The 19,785-nt window shown below is 70.2% G+C and carries 16 protein-coding genes; 10 read left to right on the top strand and 6 right to left on the bottom strand.

Annotated features, from left to right (window positions below; translation table 11 throughout):
* The 5 genes from ACH01S_RS28945 to ACH01S_RS28925 all read left to right on the top strand — a co-directional run bounded on the left by ACH01S_RS28945 (position 1) and on the right by ACH01S_RS28925 (position 5,876).
* The gene (locus ACH01S_RS28945) at positions 1 to 1,110 is read left to right on the top strand and encodes a GDSL-type esterase/lipase family protein (protein WP_067898487.1); all 1,110 of its coding nucleotides are present in this window, start codon (positions 1 to 3) and stop codon (positions 1,108 to 1,110) included.
* Between the two features lie 142 nt (positions 1,111 to 1,252).
* Entirely contained in the window at positions 1,253 to 2,473 is a 1,221-nt protein-coding gene (locus ACH01S_RS28940; protein WP_083981260.1) for a M20 family metallopeptidase, read from the top strand.
* Complete coding sequence (locus ACH01S_RS28935; protein ID WP_067898479.1) at positions 2,466 to 3,755, top strand: M20/M25/M40 family metallo-hydrolase; 1,290 nt, start codon at positions 2,466 to 2,468, stop codon at positions 3,753 to 3,755. The genes ACH01S_RS28940 and ACH01S_RS28935 overlap by 8 nt, the downstream gene beginning before the upstream one ends.
* A gap of 8 nt (positions 3,756 to 3,763) precedes the next feature.
* Positions 3,764 to 5,215: a flavin-containing monooxygenase gene (locus tag ACH01S_RS28930; protein WP_067898475.1), complete on the top strand. Its 1,452-nt coding sequence runs from the start codon at positions 3,764 to 3,766 to the stop codon at positions 5,213 to 5,215.
* A 1-nt stretch (position 5,216) separates the two neighbouring features.
* Positions 5,217 to 5,876, top strand: a complete 660-nt coding sequence (locus tag ACH01S_RS28925; RefSeq protein WP_067898472.1) for a carboxymuconolactone decarboxylase family protein — start codon at positions 5,217 to 5,219, stop codon at positions 5,874 to 5,876.
* Between the two features lie 51 nt (positions 5,877 to 5,927).
* On the opposite strand, the gene ACH01S_RS28920 is transcribed toward ACH01S_RS28925, so the two are convergent.
* Together ACH01S_RS28920 and ACH01S_RS28915 are read right to left on the bottom strand one after the other, a co-directional pair.
* The gene (locus ACH01S_RS28920) at positions 5,928 to 8,231 is read right to left on the bottom strand and encodes an outer membrane protein assembly factor BamB family protein (protein WP_067898469.1); all 2,304 of its coding nucleotides are present in this window, start codon (positions 8,229 to 8,231) and stop codon (positions 5,928 to 5,930) included.
* Positions 8,232 to 8,509: 278 nt separating this feature from the next.
* A complete protein-coding gene (locus tag ACH01S_RS28915; RefSeq protein ID WP_067898466.1) occupies positions 8,510 to 8,845 on the bottom strand; it encodes a hypothetical protein in 336 nt (111 codons plus the stop codon).
* Positions 8,846 to 9,388: 543 nt separating this feature from the next.
* On the opposite strand from ACH01S_RS28915, the gene ACH01S_RS28905 reads away from it, so the two are divergent.
* The 3 genes from ACH01S_RS28905 (at position 9,389) to ACH01S_RS28895 (ending at position 12,612) form a co-directional block, all read left to right on the top strand.
* Positions 9,389 to 10,201 carry a helix-turn-helix domain-containing protein gene (locus ACH01S_RS28905; RefSeq protein WP_067898461.1) on the top strand — a complete coding sequence of 271 codons (813 nt, stop codon included), beginning with the start codon at positions 9,389 to 9,391 and terminating at the stop codon, positions 10,199 to 10,201.
* Complete coding sequence (locus tag ACH01S_RS28900) at positions 10,198 to 10,389, top strand: DUF397 domain-containing protein (RefSeq protein ID WP_067898458.1); 192 nt, start codon at positions 10,198 to 10,200, stop codon at positions 10,387 to 10,389. The genes ACH01S_RS28905 and ACH01S_RS28900 overlap by 4 nt, the downstream gene beginning before the upstream one ends.
* A gap of 246 nt (positions 10,390 to 10,635) precedes the next feature.
* Entirely contained in the window at positions 10,636 to 12,612 is a 1,977-nt protein-coding gene (locus ACH01S_RS28895; RefSeq protein WP_246236834.1) for a multicopper oxidase family protein, read from the top strand.
* Positions 12,613 to 12,680: 68 nt separating this feature from the next.
* On the opposite strand, the gene ACH01S_RS28890 is transcribed toward ACH01S_RS28895, so the two are convergent.
* Positions 12,681 to 13,169, bottom strand: a complete 489-nt coding sequence (locus ACH01S_RS28890) for an NUDIX hydrolase (protein WP_246236836.1) — start codon at positions 13,167 to 13,169, stop codon at positions 12,681 to 12,683.
* On the opposite strand from ACH01S_RS28890, the gene ACH01S_RS28885 reads away from it, so the two are divergent.
* The gene (locus tag ACH01S_RS28885; RefSeq protein ID WP_067898453.1) at positions 13,149 to 13,508 is read left to right on the top strand and encodes a hypothetical protein; all 360 of its coding nucleotides are present in this window, start codon (positions 13,149 to 13,151) and stop codon (positions 13,506 to 13,508) included. The genes ACH01S_RS28890 and ACH01S_RS28885 overlap by 21 nt on opposite strands.
* Before the next feature lie 207 nt (positions 13,509 to 13,715).
* Entirely contained in the window at positions 13,716 to 14,207 is a 492-nt protein-coding gene (locus ACH01S_RS28880; RefSeq protein WP_067898450.1) for a hypothetical protein, read from the top strand.
* A gap of 258 nt (positions 14,208 to 14,465) precedes the next feature.
* On the opposite strand, the gene ACH01S_RS28875 is transcribed toward ACH01S_RS28880, so the two are convergent.
* The 3 genes from ACH01S_RS28875 to ACH01S_RS28865 all read right to left on the bottom strand — a co-directional run bounded on the left by ACH01S_RS28875 (position 14,466) and on the right by ACH01S_RS28865 (position 19,778).
* Positions 14,466 to 16,394 (bottom strand): RCC1 domain-containing protein, encoded by a 1,929-nt coding sequence (locus ACH01S_RS28875; RefSeq protein WP_218010438.1) that lies wholly within the window; start codon positions 16,392 to 16,394, stop codon positions 14,466 to 14,468.
* Between the two features lie 148 nt (positions 16,395 to 16,542).
* A complete protein-coding gene (locus ACH01S_RS28870; protein WP_067898445.1) occupies positions 16,543 to 17,520 on the bottom strand; it encodes an NAD(P)/FAD-dependent oxidoreductase in 978 nt (325 codons plus the stop codon).
* The gene (locus tag ACH01S_RS28865; RefSeq protein ID WP_067898442.1) at positions 17,517 to 19,778 is read right to left on the bottom strand and encodes a LodA/GoxA family CTQ-dependent oxidase; all 2,262 of its coding nucleotides are present in this window, start codon (positions 19,776 to 19,778) and stop codon (positions 17,517 to 17,519) included. The genes ACH01S_RS28870 and ACH01S_RS28865 overlap by 4 nt, the downstream gene beginning before the upstream one ends.
* Between the last annotated feature and the right edge of the window lie 7 nt (positions 19,779 to 19,785).

Below are 19,785 nucleotides of genomic sequence, written 5' to 3'. Positions count from 1 at the left end.
ATGTCCGTACCGCACAAGATCGACCTCCTGGACGGCCCGGTCACGATCGCGGGCGCGCTCGACGTGGAGCACACCGACACGGGGCTGATCCCCCGGCGGCTCCCGGCGTGGACGCGGCCGCAGCTCACCGACTCCTACATGCGGCTGATGGTGCCGCGCCCGGCCGGGGTGCGGCTCGTGTTCCGCACCGACGCGGACGTCCTGGAGCTGGACGTCTTCGTCACCCGCTACCGCAACGCCTACCACCGGCTCTTCCCCGTCTCGTTCGACGCGGTGATCGGCGGGAACCGGATCCTGTCGGTCCCGGTGACGGGCGGCGACCTCGGCGTCGTCCGCGCGGGCCAGGTGGTGGAGACCGTGCCGGGCGAGGCGGAGACGATCCGGTTCGACGGGCTCGGCCCGTCCTGGAAGGACATCGAGATCTGGCTGCCGCAGGCGGCCCTCGTGGAATTGCGGGAACTGCGCGCCAATGGGGACGTCGCACCCGGCGAACCGCCGTCCCGGAAATGGATTCACTACGGCAGCTCGATCAGCCATTGCGCGGAGGCGGGCGGCCCGACCGACGCCTGGCCCGCGTGGGTGGCGCGGCGCGCCGGACTCGACCTGACCTGCCTCGCGTTCGCCGGGAACTGCCATCTGGACCCGTTCGTCGCGCGGACGATCCGCGACCTTCCCGCCGACGTCATCACCCTGAAACTCGGCATCAACGTGCAGAACCTCGACTCGCTGAAGGAGCGCACTTTCGTCCCGGTGGTGCACGGGTTTCTCGACACCGTCCGGGACGGCCACCCCGACACCCGGCTGCTGGTCGTCTCGCCGATCGTCTGCCCGACCGCCGAGGACCGGGCCGGGCCGTGCGTCCAGGACGGGACCGGCCGCTACGTCGCGACCGGCCCCACGACCGGGGGCCTCAGCCTGCGCCGGATCCGGACGCTGCTCGCCGAGGTCGTCGCCGTCCGCGCCGACCCGAACCTGACCTACCTCGACGGCCGCTCGCTGCTCGGCCCGGACGACGCGGCCGACCTCTACGACGGCCTGCACCCGAACGCGGCGGGCTACCGCCGCCTCGGCGAACGCTTTCACGACCTGGTGTTCAAGAATCCGCGATAGGCGCCTGTGCGCGCCCCATAGCCGCGCCCTGAATTCTTTGGTGCGGCGCCCCGAAGACGTCCGAGAGAAACGATCCTAGGCTCGACAAGAATCGCCTGGAACGCACCAATCCAGCCGCGCCTCGACCGGAGAACGAAACGCCATGGCACCCGTAGTGACGGACGACCACGCGGCCCGCGTGATCGACATCATCGACCGGAACGAGTCGGAGATCGTCGCCTTTCTGCGCGATTTCATCCGCATTCCCAGCGTGTGGGGCGACGGCCCGAACCTGACCGCCGCCGCCGAGCACCTCGCCGCCGCGCTCGCGGCCGCGGGCGTCGCCGTGGAGCTGCCCGGCTCCGGCACCGACGGCATGCCGAACGTCCTCGCCCGCGCGGCCGGAGCGGCGCCGCCCGAGGAGGCGCTCATCTTCAACGGCCACATGGAGGTCTACCCGCCGTCGGAGTCGTGGCGGCGCGACCCGTTCGGCGGCGACGTCGACGACGGGCAGGTCTACGGCGTCGGCGTGGCGGACATGAAGGCCGGGACGGCCGCCATGACCATGGCGACGGTCATGCTGGCGAGGTCCGGCGTGCCGCTGCCGAGGGACGTGGTGGTGCTCGCCGTCCCGAACCACTTCGAGGGCGGCGAGGGGACCCGGCAGGCGATCCGGGACGGCCTGCGCGGCGCGTACGCGATCAACTGCGAGCCGAGCGAGCTGCGCGTCCTCACCGGCCAGCGCGGCATCGCCTACGTCACGGTGACCGTCACGGGCCGGGCCGCGCACACGACCGCGCTGGACATCGGCGTGAACGCGGTCGCGCGGGCGGCCGAGGTGATCCGCGAGGTGCTGGCGATGCCGATCACCGACGCGCGCGGCGACGTCCTCGACGAGGTGAAGATCTGCAACGTGGCGCAGATCTCCGGCGGGGTCGCGCACAACCTCGTCCCGGAGAAGTGCGAGATCACGTTCGACTTCCGGTTCCCGGCCGAGCAGACGCAGGACGACGTGTTGCGCGACGTTCGCGCCGCCGTGGAGCGCGCCGTCGACCGGCTCGCGGAGTTCCCGGTGGACGTGTCGCTGGAGGCGACCTGCCTGAAGAACCCGCGCAGCTCGCTGCGGGTGCCGGACGGCGAGCGGCTCCTCGCCGACGTCGCCGCCGCGCACCGCCGCACCACCGGGCAGGACGCGCGGCACGGCTTCCACCAGGCGTGGCCGGACACCCCGATCTTCTGGGAGTCGGGCATCAAGGCCGTCACCTACGGGCCCGGATCCATGGACTGCTACTGGGACGACGAGTCCGTGCCCGTCGCGGACTACCTCGCCGCCGTCCGGACGTACGCGGTCGCCGCGCTCACCGTGGGGAACGGCGATGGCTGAGCCGTCCCTCCCGCCGCCGGTCGAGGAGATCTGCTCCGACCTGATCAGGTTCGACACGAGCAACCCGGGCTCGTCCGAGCGGAAGGCGGCCGAGTACGTGGCCGCGCTGCTGTCCGGGATGGGCCTGGAGCCGGAGATCATCGAGGCGGAGCCGGGCCGTGGCAACGTCGTTGCGCGTGTTTCGGGCACCGATCCGGGCCTGCCCGCGCTGCTCGTCCAAGGCCACCTGGACACCGTGCCGGCCGACGCGTCCGCCTGGACGCGCGACCCGCACAGCGGCGAGATCGCGGACGGCCACGTCTGGGGGCGCGGCGCGGTCGACATGAAGAACGCGGTGGCCATGACACTGGCCGCGGTCGGCGGCACGTTCGCCCGGGGCCGCCGACCGCGCCGGGACCTCGTCCTCGCGTTCCTCGCGGACGAGGAGACCGGCGGAAGACTCGGGGCGGGCCACCTCGTGGCCGAGCACGCCGACCTGTTCGAGGGCTGCGCCGCGGCGATCGGCGAGGTCGGCGGGTTCAACGTCCCGGTCTCCTCGGGCCCGCCGCTGTTCGCGGTGTCGGTCGCGGACAAGGGCCTGCGCTGGTACGAGGTGCGGGAGGAGGGCGTCGCCGGGCACGGCAGCATGGTGCCGCGGGACAACCCGATCCCCCGGCTGGCGGAGACGACGCTGCGGCTGGTGTCGTCCGAGCAGCCGTACACGGTCACCGAGCCGATGCGCGTCCTCGCGTCCCGGATCGCCGGGCGCGAGCTCACCGACCCGGCCGACGTCGCGGACGTGCTCGCGACGCGGACCGGCCCGTTCGGGCGGATGTTCGCCGCCGGGGTCCGCACCACGGTCAACGTCACGCGGGTCGGCGCGGGCTACAAGGAGAACGTGATCCCGGGCGAGGCGTGGGCGCGGTTCGACTGCCGGTTCGTCCCCGGGCACGAGGACGAGTTGCACGAGCACATCACGTCGGCCGCCGGGGAGCGGGCCGAGGTGGCGCTCCTGCGGCGCAGCCCGCCGGTCCTCTCCGACCACGAAGGCGAATGGTTCGGACGGCTCGGCGAGGCGCTCGAAGCGGTGAGCCCGGGATGCGCGGTGGCGCCGTTCGTGTTCAGCGGCGGCACCGACAACAAATGGTTCCGGACGCTGGGCATGGAGACGTACGGCTTCACGCCGATGCTGTTCCCGCCCGGCTACGACTATCCGGCGATGTTCCACGGAGTGGACGAGCGCTGCCCGGTGGACGCGCTGCATTTCGGGGTGCGAGTGATGGAAAGACTGATGACCCTATGAGCCGGAGCATGGGGCCCCGGGTGGCGATCGTCGGCTGCGGTTTCGGCGGTATCGCCGCCGCGGTGAAACTGAAGAAGAAGGGCGTCACCCGCTTCACGGTCTTCGAGCAGTCGGACGGCCCGGGCGGCACCTGGTGGGACAACCGCTATCCCGGCTGCGAGGTGGACATCGCCTCGCACGCCTATTCGTTCTCGTTCCTCACCTACGACTGGAGCCGCACCCACGCCCGGCAGGAGGAACTGCAGGAGTACGCGGAGCACGTCCTCAACCGGTTCGACCTTCGGCGGCACTGCCGGTTCGGCGTCCGGGTCGAGTCGGCGACGTGGGACGAGTCGGCGTCGCGCTACGACGTCCGGCTCGCGGACGGAACGGTCGAGCGGTTCGACGTCGTCATCAGCTGCCTGGGGCTGCTGAGCCGTCCGCGCTATCCCGAATGGCCGGGCCTGGACGAATTCGAGGGCCCGAAATTCCACACGGCCCGCTGGGAGAGCGAGCACGACCTCACCGGGAAGCGGGTCGCGGTCGTCGGCACCGGCTCCACGGCGACGCAGATCGTCCCGGCCATCGCCGGGAAGGTCGAACGGTTGTATGTCTTCCAGCGGCAGCCGGGCTGGATCCTGGCGAAGGGCGAACGCGACTTCACGGCGCGGGAACGGGCCATGTACCGGCGGTTCCCCGTCCTGCAGAAACTGCGGCGGCTGCGCCTGTTCTACGAGTTCAGGGTGATGTTCAAGGGCTACGACCTGCACGGCAAGAGGCAGCAGGAGAATTTGCGGAAATGCCGCGAGTACATCCGGGAGACGATCGACGACCCGGAGCTGCGCGAGCGGCTCACCCCCGACTATCCGTGGGGGTGCAAGCGGCCGGTGCTGGCGAGCGGCTTCTACCCGGCGCTGAACCGGCCGAACGTGGAACTGGTCCCGCACGCGGTCACGCGGGTGACGCCGAAAGGCATCGTGGACGAGACCGGCGCCGAACGCGAGATCGACGTCCTGGTCATGGCCACCGGCTTCCACGCGACGAAATTCCTCGCGTCGCTGGACGTGCGCGGGGTCGGCGGAATCTCCATCCACGACACGTGGAAGGACGACCCGAAGGCGTTCATGGGCATCACCGTTCCCGGATACCCGAACTTCTTCATGCTCTACGGCCCGAACACCAATGGCGGCTTCTCCATCATCGCCCAGCTCGAACGGCAGGCCGAGGTGGCGGCGCGGACGGTGGCGCGGATGCGGCGCCGCCGGGTGCGCGCCGTCGACACCCGTCCGGAGGCGGCCGACCGCTGGGTGCGCTGGGTGGACGGCCAGCTCGTGAAACACGCGTCCGCGATGGGCGCGAACTGCACGAACTACTACCGGTCGGAGTCGGGGCGCAACGTCACGCAATGGCCGAAGCCGCACGGCGAGTACTACCTTCTGACGAAGACGCTCCCCTTCGTCGGCTTCGTGGAACGGCGCTGACTTGACCGACATCGACCCCGAATTCGAGGCCGCGTCCGCGCGGTTGGCGGACGTCGCGTCGCGGCACCCGTCCTTCGACCCGAAGGTCCGGGAACTGGTCGCGCTCGCGGTGAACGCGGCGGTGACGCATCTGCACGAGCCCGGAATCCGGCGGCATGTGCGCGGGGCGCTGGAGAACGGCGCGACGCGGGCGGAGATCTTGGAGACGTTCCAGCTCGTGTCCGTGCTCGGAATCCACGCGGCGAGCGTCGGTTTCCCGCTCCTGCGCGACCTGCCGCTCCCCCCGGCCGACGCGGATGTGGACGCGATCAGGGCGGAGTTCGTCCGGCGGCGCGGCTACTGGGACTCCGGCTGGGACGAGGTGCTGCGCCGCGCGCCCGGCTTCTTCGCCGCCTACCTGGACTTCTCGTCCGTCCCGTGGCGGCGCGGCGCGCTGGAGCCGAAGGTCAAGGAACTGATCTACGTCGCGATCGACGCGTCGGCGACGCACCTGTTCACCGACGGGCTGCGGGTCCACATCGGCAACGCCGCCCGGCACGGCGCGACGCCCGACGAGATCGCCGCCGTGCTGGAGATCGCCAGCGCGATCGGCGTCCAGACGTGGGACGTCGGCGTCCCGATCCTCCTCGAAGAGCTCGACAGGCGGGACGACTCCCCCTGAGCGCCCCGCCGGGCGGGCCGTCCGCGAACGGTCCGCCCGGCGGGCGGCCGCCTACCGGTAGCGGTAGGAGTAGACCGACAGGCCCGCGCCCACGGCCACCCCGGCGCCGCCTCCCGTCGGCGCGATGTCGATGCCGTGGCCCTGCTGGAAGCGCGGGCTCGTGGCGAGGACGCGGCCGTCCAGCGACAGCACGTGGACCTTGGTGCGGTTGCGTCCGCCGCTCTCGCTGACCGCGATGACCGGGTCTCCCCCGGCCTGGGGCAACACGCTCAACGGCCCGGCGGTGGCGGCTTCCGAGACGATCCGCGTGCGGAACGCGACGCGTCCGGTGGCCGTGTCGAGCAGCGCGACCTCGCCCGCGCCGGTGGAGGCGGCCACGCCGGACCGCTGCGGGACGAGCGTGCCGAACCCCACTTGGGAGCCGAGCCTCGTCCGCCAGCGCGGCGCTCCGTCCGCGGCGGACACGGCGGCGACCGAGCCGGTGTCCGACCTGGACCCGTAGACGACGGCGCCGCCGGAGACGGTGAGCCAGTCGCGGATTTCGAGGTTCTCCTGCTTCCACCGGACGTCGCCGGACGGGGACAGCAGCGCGAGCGTCCCCGGCGTGTCGGGCGGGTACGGCTTGCTGGAGTAGGCGATCTCGTCGAGGCCGTCCCCGTCGGCGTCGGCGGCGGCCAGCGTCGGACCCGCCGAGCCGATCATGTGCTCCCAGAGCGTCGCGCCGGTGCGGGCGTCGAACGCGGCCACCCCCGACGACCCGCCCCGCTGGACGGCCCCGACGATCGCCTTCGGCCCTGAGGCGGTGAGCTTCGCCGTGATGAGCTGGACGATCTCGCCGTCCGCACGGCCCGTCCACAGCTCGTTCCCGCGCCCGTCGTAGGCGCGGACGACGCCGCTCCCCTGCGTGCCCGCCCCTGCGGCGACGATGGCCGGTTCGTCCCGTCCGACGTCGGCGAACGCGACATCGTCGGCGGCGGCTTCGTCGTCCCCGCCCAGCCAGCGCCGCCACAGTTCCGTACCCCGCTCGTCGGACAGGACGACGTGGCCCTGGTCGTCGGTGTGGGCGACGGCGTCCGTCCGGTCGACGCGTCCGGCCGCGACGCCCGTGACCCAACTGTGGCCGAGGTAGTCGAAGGCGGGCTCGCCGCTGTCGGCCCAGACGGCGTGGACGACGGCGTCGTCCGCCCCGGCGGTGACGACGCGGCGCCCGCGCCAGGCGCCGACCGCGAAGTCCTCGACGCGGCCGTAGACGGTGGACTGCCAGGTCCGGCGGTCGCCGTCGCGCTCCGGGTCGACGGCGACGACCCGTGCCACGCGATTGGCGACCGAGACCGCCGCGAGGAGCCGTCCGCCCTTGCCGAGGTCGGCGGGCTCCAGCTTGGTGACCTGCCCTTCCATGGGCTGCGACCAGACTTGCCTGCCCGCCGCGTCGAAGGCGACGAGATTGTCGTCGGCGGCGGCGTAAACCCGGCCGCCCTGGACGGCGACGGCCCCCACGGGCCTTTCACCGGCCTGGACGCGCCACAGCAATTCGCCGGTCGGCGAATAGGCCGCGACATGGCCTTGGTTGTCACCCGCGACGGTTTCGGCGAGCCCGTCTCCGGTGACGTCGTCCGTGACCATGGACGTGGTCTGCCCTCCGGGCTTCACCTCCCAGAGCCGCTTTCCGTCCCCGCTGTAGGCGAAAAGGTGCCCGGTGCAATCGGGGCCGCCACCGGGCCCGCAGTCGGCCTCCGCGCCGAACACCACCGCCGGGTTCGCGCCCCGGCTCAATTGCGCGGCGGTCACCCACCCGGGCGCGAAATCGCCGTCCGGGACGGCGGCTTTCCAGAGCGGGCTGCCATCGGCGCTGGAATAGGCGGTCGTCCCGTATTCGCCGACGATGGCCGGGGGCTTGCCCGCGCCCTGCGGGACGAGGCTCAGATGGTCGCCGAGCGTGTAGAGGAACGCGTCGTCGCGGCGCCAGACGATCCGTCCGGTGCGGCCGTCGAACCTGATCAGCTCGTTGACCGAGGTGGACGCGATCAGGTCGGTGCGTCCGGTGGCCGGGTCGCGGAGCGGCTCCACCGCGGTGATCCACTGGTTGTCCCCGCCCTGACCGCGGACGGGAAAGTCGGCCCAGTGGTAGGACCAGCGCGGCTTGTGCGTCTTGAGCGAGTTCTCGTCCAGGACGGCGAGCCCCCGCCCGCCGAGAACGACCTGGTCGCCCTTGCCGTCCAGCGAGGTCATCGCCACCGCGAACCCCTCGCCGAACCCTTCGTAGACGCCGACGTCGGTGAGCGCGGCGGCGGCGTCCGCACGCCCGACGGGCAATGCCGACGCGACCAGCACGACCAGCGCGGCGCCCGTTCTCAACAATGCTCTCTTCCCTGCGAAACTCAAAACTCCTGCCCTTCCCTCCATGGCCGAGTCACCTTGATCATGTGCACGCTCGAACCGCAAAAGGAAGCGCAAGAACAAACACTGCCCGCACGCACCAACCATTCGGGCAAACAACTCTGACCGCCCGGGCAGCATTCACCGCCGCGGGAATAGGCCGGACGAATAAAAAGCCCCCGGGACCCCAAGTGGGGGGCTCAGGTCCCGGGGGCGCTCACACGGGGGGTCACCCCTCCCGCGTGAGAGTTCACGCTCTAAGGACTCTCCGGAGGCGTCGCCGTCTCGTCCAGCGCGTCCCGCATGATCCCGGACGCCAGCGACCGCAACCGGTTCGCCGTCTCGGGCAGATAGCCGTGCGACAACAAGAGCCGACGCATGACCGGGTGCACCACGTCGCACGCCGCTCGAAGCGCGTCCACCGCGGGCCTCTCGGTCGTCATGGCCAGCAGGCCCCGGGCTTCGTCCTCGGCGATCGCGCAGACGACGTGCCCCAGCCGCATCGGCATCCGCTCCTGCCGCCACGCCTGCTCATAGGCCGCGACCGCGACGGGCACCAGCGCCTCCGGCCGCGCGACCAACTCACCGCCCACACCCAGCCCCTCCCGCCAAGATCTCCATGACCCCCCGAACTCCGACGTGAAGCCGCCCGGCATCCGCCAGCCACCGCGTCCCGTCACCCCACCCGGTGACGATCCACCACGCGCCACGGTCCCGGCGGTAAGCGCAACCGACCAACAAGGACCCGCGCCCGTCCAGCCGCGCGACGCGCAGCGCCGGATATCCGCGATCCTCGGTAATGACGGCCGCCAAACGCCTGTCGGGCGTCAGGAGTTCCTGCACCGTCCGGAGAATCGTCAGCCGCTCGGAATGCACGGGCGAAAGCACTTGCAGCACGTCCAACATCGCGGACGCGTCCGGCACATCCGGAACGTCCGAAATGCGGCGAGCCGGAACATCCGAAGAAGACCGCTCCGTTCGAGCATTTGCCCGACTTCGACCGGATTTCCTTTCATGCACGCCCATGCCCGACACCAACTCCCAGGCCAGATGTTTGTTTCTCCGGGCCCAATGATGCGCTCACCCGAGGTAAATTCGCTACGTTCGCGAATCGAATGCAACAGGGAGGTGAAGCCGTGGTCGAACGAATCGATCTAGATCCCGACCGCTCGCTCTGGCACTTAATAGCGGTCCAACTGCGCTTCCACCGCGAGCAACGCGGCTGGTCAGGCACTCGGCTGGCCGACCAGATAGACCGAACTCGTTCGGTGGTTTCGCGCTACGAATCGGGGGCGATTCACCTTCCCGCCAAGCTCGCCAAGGTGATTGACGAGGCTTGGGACACAGATCTGCTGTTCACCCGTCTTGTCGGATTTGCCAACGCGGCGCAAGATGGAGACTGGCTGGTCGGGCTCACGGACTGGGAACGACGCGCAACACGGCTACGGCTGTGGGAGCTCGTCCTCATCCCGGGGCTCTTCCAGACCGAGGCATACGCGCGGGCCGTGCTGGCGTCAGGGCTCTCAGGAGAACTGGAGGAGCGACTGCAGCGGAGAATGGACAGACAGAAGGCCGTGTTCGAGCGCGACGACCCCCCGCACATCTCCGCGTTGATCAACTGGGCGTCCCTCGCGCAGCCCATCGGCGACAAGGACGTCATGCGGGAACAGATCGAGCACCTCGCCCGACTGGCGGACCTCCCGCACGTGAGCATCCGACTCGTGCAGCCGGAGGCGAACGCGCATCCGGGCCTCAGCGGCGCGTTCGAACTCCTGACCGTAGACGCTCGCGACGTGGCGTACACCGACGATCCCGACGAGGGGCGGCTGATCATCAGCCCGCCGGACGTGCAGCGGTACACGCTGCTGTACGACCGGATAGGCGAGGTGGCCGCTCCGCTGGGCCCTTCTCAGGCCCTGCTGATGGAAGCACTGGAGAGCTACTCATGACGACCAACTGGCGCAAGTCGAGCCGGAGCAACACGGAAAACGGTGCGTGCGTCGAACTCGCGAGCCTCCCCGGAAGGGTCGGCGTCCGCGACAGCAAAAACCCCACCGCCCCCGCACTCGCCCTCACCCCGGCCTCCTTCCGCACCCTCCTCCACAACGCCAAGGCCGGAAACCTCGACCTCCCCTAACCCCCGCCCCACCCACGACAACGAACCCCGGCTTACCTTGGCAAGCCGGGGTTCTCTCGTGCGGTCCAGCGGACGGGCGGCGGGTTTCGCAATTCGTCTGGCCGTGAGCATGGCTGGGGGGCGCGCCCAAATCGCGACTTTTGGGGACGTCCTTCACACCTTGTCCACTGGACGGGTTCAGGGCGATGACTTTGCCGGGTGCTGGTTTAGCGGCGAGGGCGCATCGGGCAGTTCCCCGGCGTTTCCTTGAAGTCGCCGTCGGTAGTGGAGCGCAAACGGCTCATGTATACGCGTAGGCACGTATTGAAGGTCGGCGCCGCCGTCGGCGGGGCGCTGGCGCTGTTTCCCTCGCGTACCTCCTGGGCCGCCCTGCGAGGGGCGTCGCCGCTGGATCCGGCGACGATTCCGAAGTATGTCTCACCGCTGCTGGTTCCGCCCGCGATGCCGCCGGTGGGCCATGGACGCGGGATCACCGAATATCGGATCGGGATACGCCAGTTTCGGCAGCAGGTGCTTCCGTCCGGTCTGCCGACGACCACGGTGTGGGGCTACGGTTCGACCAGCGACCACGCGACGTTCAGCTATCCCGGCTGGACCATCAACGCCCGGGTCGACCACCCGGTGCGGGTGACCTGGATCAACCAGTTGGTCGATCGGCGGGGCGCGTTCCTGCCGTCCATGCTGGCCGTGGATCCGACCCTGCACTGGGCGAACCCGCCGGGCGGGATCAGCGGCCGCGACTCCGCCCCGACGTTCACCTCGACGCCCGGACCGTACCGGGGGCCGGTGCCCACGGTGACGCATCTGCACGGCGGGCACGACACGGAGGACAGCGACGGCTACCCGGAGGCGTGGTATCTCCCGGCGGCGACCAACATACCGCCCGATTTCGCCCGCGTGGGCTCCTATTACGACCGGTTCCGGGAAGAATTCGCCGAACGGCACGGCGTCCGGTGGCGGCCGGGAAGCGCTACCTTCCAGTACGACAACGATCAGCGCGCGACCACCCTTTGGTATCACGACCACGCGCTCGGCATCACGCGGCTGAACGTCTATTCGGGCCTCGCCGGGTTCTACCTGCTGAGCGGCGGCCCCTCGGATCTCCCGCCCGGGGTGCTGCCCGAGCCCGCACCGGCGGTCGGCGACCCACCGGGAACGCGCTACTACGACATTCCGATCGTGATCCAGGACCGATCGTTCAACACAGACGGTTCCCTTTTCTATCCGGCCAGCCGGGCTTTCTTCGGAGCCCCCGACGGTTACACCGGCCCCTATATTCCGACCACCGACGTACCGCCGATCTGGAATCCGGAGTTCTTCGGGAACACCATCGTCGCCAACGGACGGACCTGGCCGGTGTTCAACGTCGAGCAGCGCCGGTACCGCCTTCGATTCCTCAACGGCTCCAACTCCCGGTTCCTGATCCTGAAGATCGCGGCGAACCCGACCGCACGCCCCGCGCGGGCCGCGCTGCCGATCTGGCAGATCGGCAGCGACGGCGGATTCCTGCCCACTCCGATCCGGTCCGACCAGGTACAGGTCGCGCCCGCCAACCGGATCGACAGCATCGTCGACTTCACCAACGAGCCCGTGGGCACCGAGCTGTGGCTCATCAACGAGGGACCGGACAGCCCCTTCCACGGCGACGCCACCAAACCACCGGCGGACCCGTCCACGACGGGCCAGGTGCTGAAGTTCGTGGTCGGTCCGCGCGTCGGCACCGACAAGAGCGTCCCGCCCGATCAGCTCCGGCTTCCCCCTTTCCCGCGGCTCGGCCCGGCGTCCAACACCCGTCGGCTCCTGCTCACCGAGGAAATGTCAACCATCCAGAACCCGAACGCGAGCCCGACCAGAACGCTCCTCGGCACGGTCACCGCAGACGGCGTCCCGGAGCCGCGAATGTGGGGCGACCCGGTCACCGAGCTTCCCCTCCTCGGCTCGACGGAGATCTGGGAACTGCACAACAAGACCGAGGGCGCGCATCCGATCCATCTGCACCAGGTACAGTTCCAGGTCGTCGGGCGCGGCCCTGACGGCACGTCCCCGCCCGGCGCGTCCGACACCGGCTACCTGGACACCGTGACCGCCCTGCCGGGACAGATCACCCGGGTCAAAGCCCACTTCGACATTCCCGGCCGATTCGTCTGGCACTGCCACATGATCGAGCACGAAGACAACGAAATGATGCGGCCGTACCAGGTGATCAAGCCGAAAGGCAAGTAGAGCGAAGCCGACCGAAACACGGCCTTCCCAAGGAGAAGAGCCGATACCGGTGAATCGGCTTCGCCGCGTCAGTGGAGTCGGCCGCTTTGGTGAAGGTGGTCAAAGATGATCTGGTCGACCGGGGACACCCGGTCGCGGTCGGCGTAGGTGAGCCAGACGACTTCCGCGATCTCGCTGCTCGGGGTCGGCCGGCCGTGGTGGTCGGCGGTGTAGCAGGTCATCTGCACGGTGACGCCGACGGTGTGGCCATGGGCCTGCGCCCGGAAGGTGCCCACATGTGCTGCGGTGGCCGGGACGATGGCGACGGCGAGTTCTTCCTCGATTTCCCTGACCAGGGTGTCGAGGTCGCTTTCGCCTTCTTCGCGTTTGCCGCCGGGGAGGTAGTAGACGTCCTTGCCGAGCGAGCGGGTGCTGAGGATCCTGCCGTTCTCCAGATGGATCCAGGCGATCTTGTCGATGGTCGTGGTCACCGCCCGATCCTCTCGCACGAAGACGGGCGCTTCCGGCCTGGCGCCGATCCGGCGCATACTGGACGGATGCGGCAGGCATTCGTCCATGACGCGGTGGTGAGCCTGGAAGCGGGCGGCGACGTGCGAGCGCCGGGAGCGGCCATCACCGTCGCACTCTGCGGGCACTGGGAGCACGAGCCGCCGTGCCCGCTCGCGCCCCACCACACCACCGCGGAACGCTCCGGCGACGAGGTACGGCTACGGGTCCTCTTCGCCGCCGCCCCCGCGGACGAGGCCGAGGTCCGCACCCGGATCGAAGCGGGCCTCTCCCGAGCCGGCCTCGACGGCCCGGACGGCGTCACCACGCACTGGCGGCTCCGCACCGCACACCCCGGCCGCCTCCGCCCCGACGAAGCCGCCCACGCCGCCCAACTCGTCCAGTCCTGAGACCCAGGTCACCCAGCGGTGCGATCACGGTCAGCGCCTGGAGTACCAGCCGACCTCAGAGCAACGACGGCAGGGGCGATATGAACGGCTTGAACATCCTGCCGTCGTCCCAGAACGTGGGCACCCATGAGTTCAGGGGCCCGGCCACCTGGCGCGCAGGTACCGTTGCCACCGCACCGACCAAAAGACAGGACTAGCGGAGGACATATGCGACTGCCCAGGTGGGCGCCGTGGATCGAGGACGTACTGAACGGAAGTCCCTCCATCACCGGGGTGCAGACGTTCGCCGCCGCAGGGATCAAGGACAAGCCCTGTGGCCACGTCATCACACTCCGGACCGGCGCGACGGTCGCCCTCCAGTGGGTGCGGACCGCAGCGACCGGGGGCGAGGATCAGTCCCAACCGGAGAAGCCGGTCACCGGCGAACCACCCGCCCCCGTGGAGTTGCCCGACCTGCCCGCCTCAGGACGCGTCCAACTATCGCTTATCGAGGCTCACGTAGCGGCGCTGATCGCCAACGGCGGCAGCGATGAGATCTCCTCCGTAGAGAGGACGTCGCAGCGGCCGGATTCCAAGAAGTGCGGCGTCAATGTGCGCATGCACTCAGGTGCCAACGTGTACGGCGTCTTCCTTTACACCGCACCCGCCGGTGCGAGCTTCAACTCCGGGGGCGAGTACCAACAGCGAGAGGAGGTCTGACCATGGCCAACTGCCCTAGTTGCGGTCAGAGCACGTCGGCGGGATCGGGCAGCCCGACCCCGGCGCACCAGAAGCCGGGGAGCCGGGAGACGTGCCCGGGCACAGGTAGCCCCGCCACCTGAGGCAGCCCCGCACACCACGATAACCCCCGGCTTACTTCGATGGATCGGGGTTCTTCTATTGGCTCGGTGGCTGATGGAGATGGTGGGACCGGGGCCGCTCAGGTGATGTGGCTGAGCGGGCCCCGGTTGGTGGTGGTTAGTGGTGTTTGCCTATGACCTTTGTCGTGGTGGTTATGGTGCAGTCCCAGCGGACCTTGCTGGTTTCGGGGGCGCGGCAGTGCCAGGTGACGTGGTTGCGCAGTTTGCCTGGCTTGCGGGCGACGAAGGTGTAGGTGATCTCGGCGGTGGCGCCGGGTTCCAGGTCGCCGACCCAGTGCAGTATGGGCGGGTCGTAGGTGACGTGCCCGGTGGTGGCGTGCGGTGATCCGACGAGTCGGGCGTCGTCCAGCACACCGGACAGGTCGTCGGTGAAGGCGGCGTCCCGGAAGACGGTGTCGCACGTGTTGGTGACGCGGACGCGGTAGGTCACGTGCTGGCCGACCTTGACCTTGGTCCGGTCGACGGTCTTCTCCACCTTGAGCTTGTCCCAGCCGCACGGCCCCGGCGGCGGGGGTTCCTCGGTGATGGTGACCGTCACCGGTTCGGAGGTGGAGGGCGGGCATCCGCCGTTCCCCTCGTACCGGGCGGTGATCTGGCGGCGGCCCGGTTCCAAACTGCTGGTGGTCAGGGTGGCGGTGCCGGTGGCGTCCAACTCGGCGGTGCCGATGACGGTGTCACCGTCCAGGAAGGTGACGGTGCCGGTCGGGGCGCCCGCGTTGCAGGTCACGTTCGCGGTCAGGCTCACCTCCTGGCCCGGGGCCGCTTCGGTGGGCACGGCGGTCAGCGACGTGGCGCTCCTCGCCGGTTCGGCCAGGAGGAGAGAGTGGTAGGCCCCGCCGGAGATCGCGGTCACCACCTCTCCCTCCGGGAGAATCATGAAGACCGGGGTGGTGCGCTGGTCGGTGGTGCCGTCCCCCAACTGCCCGAAGACGTTGTAGCCCCAGGCCAGCACCCGGCCGTCGGACGTCAACGCGAGACTGTGGAACTGCCCGGCGTCGGTGTCGACCACAGTGACACCTTCGGGCAGGATCACCTCGCCCGGAGTGGAACGGTTGGTGGTGGTGCCATTCCCCAACTGCCCGAAGTTGTTCCGGCCCCAGGACAGTTCCCGTCCATCGGACGTCACCGCAAGGCTGTGGTAGTAACCGGCGGCGATCTGGGTGATGGTCGTACCGGTGGGCAGCAGCACGTAGACCGGAGTGTGGCGGTCGGTGGTGGTGCCGTCGCCCAACTGGCCGTACTGGTTCCGGCCCCAGGCCAGGCCCCGGCCGTCGGACGTCACGGCCAGGCTGAAGTCCTCGTACGTGTCGACCTGGGTGATGGTGGCGCCCGCAGGCAGCGCCACGAACACCGGGGTGAGGCTGTCGGTGGTGGTGCCGTCGCCCAACTGCCCCGACTGGTTCGCGCCCCAGGCCAGGCCGCGCCCGTCCGACGTCACCGCCAGGCTGTGATACTCGGCGGCGGCGACCTGGGTCACGCTGACTCCCGCGGGGAGAGCGACGAACACCGGGGTGTTGCGCTGGGTGGTGGTGCCGTCGCCCAACTGCCCGTGACTGTTGCCGCCCCAGGCGAGCACCCTCCCGTCGGACGTCACCGCCAGGCTGTCGCTCCAGCCCGCGGAGACGTGGGTGACGGTGACGCCCGCGGGCAGGTTCACGTACACCGGGGTGGTGCGCTGGACGTTGGTGCCGTCCCCCAACTGCCCGGAGAGGTTGAGGCCCCAGGCCAGCACCCGGCCGTCGGACGTCACCGCCAGGCTGTGGTTCCCGCCGCCGGAGACCTCGGTGAGGGTGACGCCCTCGGGCAGGGCCACCTCTCCCGGCGTGGTCCGGTCGGTGGTGGTGCCGTCGCCCAACTGCCCGGCGCCGTTGTAGCCGGTCGCGAGGGCGAGATCGGTGGGCGGGGCCGCCACGGCCGGACGGCGGGCCGCCGCCGGGTCGGCGACCAGGCACATGGCCGCCATCACGAGGGCCATCAGGCCGGTCAGCCACACCCGGTTCCAGCGCCGTCTTCGGTCTCTTCTCATGCCGGTCTGAGACATGGTCATCGCGTTTCCCCCCGAGATCGCCGCGCGCCGGCCTGCGAAGCCGTCCGCGGCGTTCATCGCGACGGTCTCGCCCACGGACCTCGGGCGGCTGGATCAACTCATCATGGCTCTCCGTGCCCCCACAAGATCAAAAAGTAACCTCGTTTTGTTTATGGCGTGCTACCCAGAAGGGTGTGGCGTGGCCGGGAAGGGTCAGGTAGTGGCGACGATTGGCCAGGTGCTCTTCGACCATTGTTCGGACGGTTTGCGCGTAATGGCGGGCGGGTTTCGTGTCGCCGTCCAGGAGGCCGAGTGCGGCGTCGGCGGCGGGGGCGGCCAGGCGGAGCGCGTTGTCCAGGCCGGACGACGACAGCGGGTCCACCGCCACGGCCGCGTCGCCCGTCGCGATTATCGCGTCCGACCAGGGTGGATTCGCGTGCCCGATCGTCGCGACGCGGAATTCGGACGCGGCGGGAAGCGGACGGCCGAGGCGGTGCGCCGTATGCGGTGGCGGCGCGGTGTCCGCCGCCGGATTGTCGCCTACTCGCATTACGGTCAATTGCCCGTCGGCGGCGTCGGGGGACGTATACCACCAGCCGTCTGGAGCGGCCTCTACCAATGACCAAGGCTGCGGCGTCGGGGCGGGTGTTTTCCACAGGGCGCAGCGCAGGCGGTCTATCCGCGTCCACGAAAGGCGGGTCCGGGACGCGGCGCGCGTTGCGCCTGTTGCGTCGATCAGGACGCGGTGGCCTTCGGCCCTTCCGTGGGCCGGGCGGGCGCCCGCCCGCACGGCGGCGTCGCGGAGGAGGGCGTCCAGGCGGGGACGGTCGACGGCGAGCGGAGGGCCGAACGGGCTCATGATGGCCGGACGGCAGACGACCTCCGGGCCCGGCCACGCGCTCCGCGCCTCGTGGACGGGCACGGACACGGCGGCCACCGCGTCCAGCACCCCCATCTCGTCCAGGAGCGGGCGGGCGGTGGCGGCGAGCTGCTGGCCCACCGGACGCCACCGGTCCCGCCCGTCGTGGACGAGCGTCACCGCCGCCCCCGCGCGCGCCAGCCGCCACGCGACCGCCGCGCCCGCCGGTCCGCCGCCGACCACGGCGACGTCGGGCGGACGGGTCACGGCAGGTCGCTCGTCCGCAGGAGCCGCTCCCGGACGAAGGGATGCCCCATCGGCGACGTCCCCGTGACCTGTATCCGCAGGTACTCGGCCTTCTGCAGGGCGACGTCACCCGCCACCCGGTCGGCCTTCGCGCCGGACGCGCCCTCCGACCGCAGCGCGACCTCCTCCAGTTCCCGCTCCGGCGACAGCGGCTGGACGACGGCCGTCCCGTCGCTGATCGGCGCGCCGGTGAAGTCGACGCGGGCGCTGATGGAGCCGTCCTGCCCGGCGGTCGTCACGGCCGGGAACGTGATCAGCGACCTGGCCGTGGCGGCGAGCTGGTAGGTCGTCTCCCGGTCGGCCCGCACCTCCACCTGCCACAGGCCCGCCCGGGTGTAGCGGCCCGCCTGGACGTGGAACGGCAGCTCGACCCGCAGTTCCACGCGCCCGTCCGCGCGGGACGTGCCGACGCCGAAGTCGCCCGGCGCGAGCGGCGGGCCGAGCGGCGGCGCGAGCCTCACCTCCAGCCGGTCGAGGTCGGCGCCGCGGACCTCCACGGTCAGCTCCTCGTCGAGCTCGGTCAGCCAGAGCGGCCAGGTGTGCGGACGTTCCGCCTCGGCCGTCGCCTGCCCGAACGAGAGCACGGCGGCTCCGGCGAGGTCGGCGGCGAGGCGTCCGGCGTCCGGCCACAGCGGCTCCGGTCCGGAGACGGCGGCGCTGACCTTGTGGGCGACGCGGGTCAACTCCAGCGGGGTCGGACTCCGCAGGCTCCGCGCGACCTCCACCCACCGGCCGTCGGCGTCCCGCAGCACATAACCGAGTTGCCACCATTTATTGACCATTCCGGAGTCGACGGCGACGTTCCTGTCCCAGTCCACGTAATTGGTCTTGTTCCGGGGGACGACCTCGTTCGGACGCGGCGCCGGCCACCAGACGGGGCCGCAGGCGTAGAAGTCGGCCTGCCAGGGGACCGCCATCCGCGCGGTGACGTCGCCGGGCTTCACATGGGCCGCGAACCGGAGCCGCGGATAGGGCGTCTTCCAGTTCTTCGGCTTCCCGTCCTTCTTCTCGATCAGGAAACGGCCGCCTTCGATGCCGGGGTAGAACGCGGCTCCGACACAGGCGTGCAGCGCGGCCCGGTCCAGTCCGTCCGGGGTGATCGGGAAGGACGCGAACGGCGGCCTGTCGTTCCCCCATTCCGCCTTCCAGTCGTTCTCGAAGGTGCCTTCCCGCCATTTCTTCATGATCTCGTACTGGCGCGGCGTGAGGCTCGGGTACTCCTTGGCCAGTTCGGTCAGCTTCGGCATGAGGGAGTCGGTGCCGCCGGTGCCGTTCTTCGACGGGTCCCCGATCCGTTTGAAGACGCGCCGCCGGGTGGCCTCGTCGATGACGGGGTGCCGCCAGCCGTGATGCCCGCTTGAGGCCGCGCTCACGCCCTTCATCGTCCGGGGGCTCTGCAGGATGGGGAAGATGTCGTGCACATAGGACGGCCGGGCCGGGGCCTTGACGCCGAACGCGTGCATGATCTGGTCCCACAGCGAGGTCGGGCTCTCGGCCTCCGGCGCGAACTTCGGCGGCGTGACGATCACCCAGGCGGGCTCCGCGGTGAACTTCCGCTCGGCGCCGCCCACGGTGATGGCGACCTCCGCTTTGACCGGCCCGTCGGAGACGTCGTCGCACCAGTTGGGGCTGTTGAACGTGTCGGTCAGCTCGGCGCCGGGATGGTGCTGCGAAACGCCCCGCCCGCCCAGCACCAGGAGGCGTCCGTCCTCGTCGGTGCGCAACTCGCCCAGATAGATCTTGTCGATCACCTTCGGGACGTTGTCCAGGGTGAACTTCACCCGGCCGTTGTCGAAGGCGACCGGCGCGGGCGGCGTCGCCGTCTTCTTTCCGACGATGCCGCGCGAACCGGGGGCGATGATCAGATCCTTTTCCTGCTGGCCGGGGTTGCGCCGCTGCGCGCCGTCCGGGAACTCAAGGGCCGCCGCCTTCTTGTTGGCGAGCGTGACCTCCCAATTGACGGTCACCTCGGCCTTCCCGCTGAGGTCGACGTATTTGCCGTGGTCGTCGTAGCCGAAGCAGCGGAACCGCGCCGCCTGCCGTTTGACGCGGCCCTGCGCGTCCTTGAACTTGGTCTCCAGCGTGTTCCCGGGCGGCTCGGGCACGGCGCCCGGCACCTCGGGACCGATGAAGAACTCGTCGCTGCCGCCGACCCTGGCGATTCCGATGGCGGGATGGATCTCCACCTTCGTGACGTCGGCGATGCTGATCTCGGCCATTCCCCGC

Source organism: Actinomadura chibensis NBRC 106107, from assembly GCF_001552135.1.
In the GTDB taxonomy this organism is placed as follows: Bacteria; Actinomycetota; Actinomycetes; order Streptosporangiales; family Streptosporangiaceae; genus Spirillospora; species Spirillospora chibensis.
The sequence above is the reverse complement of the archived record's forward strand: the minus strand, read 5'-3'. Positions and strand labels throughout refer to the sequence as shown.

Excerpts from the sequence above, each read along its gene's own strand:
- ACH01S_RS28945 (WP_067898487.1), top strand. The coding sequence starts at position 1 with ATGTCCGTACCGCACAAGATCGACCTCCTGGACGGCCCGGTCACGATC.
- ACH01S_RS28940 (WP_083981260.1), top strand. The coding sequence starts at position 1,253 with ATGGCACCCGTAGTGACGGACGACCACGCGGCCCGCGTGATCGACATC.
- ACH01S_RS28935 (WP_067898479.1), top strand. The coding sequence starts at position 2,466 with ATGGCTGAGCCGTCCCTCCCGCCGCCGGTCGAGGAGATCTGCTCCGAC.
- ACH01S_RS28930 (WP_067898475.1), top strand. The coding sequence starts at position 3,764 with ATGGGGCCCCGGGTGGCGATCGTCGGCTGCGGTTTCGGCGGTATCGCC.
- ACH01S_RS28900 (WP_067898458.1), top strand. The coding sequence starts at position 10,198 with ATGACGACCAACTGGCGCAAGTCGAGCCGGAGCAACACGGAAAACGGT.
- ACH01S_RS28885 (WP_067898453.1), top strand. The coding sequence starts at position 13,149 with ATGCGGCAGGCATTCGTCCATGACGCGGTGGTGAGCCTGGAAGCGGGC.
- ACH01S_RS28890 (WP_246236836.1), bottom strand. The coding sequence starts at position 13,169 with ATGGACGAATGCCTGCCGCATCCGTCCAGTATGCGCCGGATCGGCGCC.
- ACH01S_RS28880 (WP_067898450.1), top strand. The coding sequence starts at position 13,716 with ATGCGACTGCCCAGGTGGGCGCCGTGGATCGAGGACGTACTGAACGGA.
- ACH01S_RS28875 (WP_218010438.1), bottom strand. The coding sequence starts at position 16,394 with ATGAGAAGAGACCGAAGACGGCGCTGGAACCGGGTGTGGCTGACCGGC.
- ACH01S_RS28865 (WP_067898442.1), bottom strand. The coding sequence starts at position 19,778 with ATGGCCGAGATCAGCATCGCCGACGTCACGAAGGTGGAGATCCATCCC.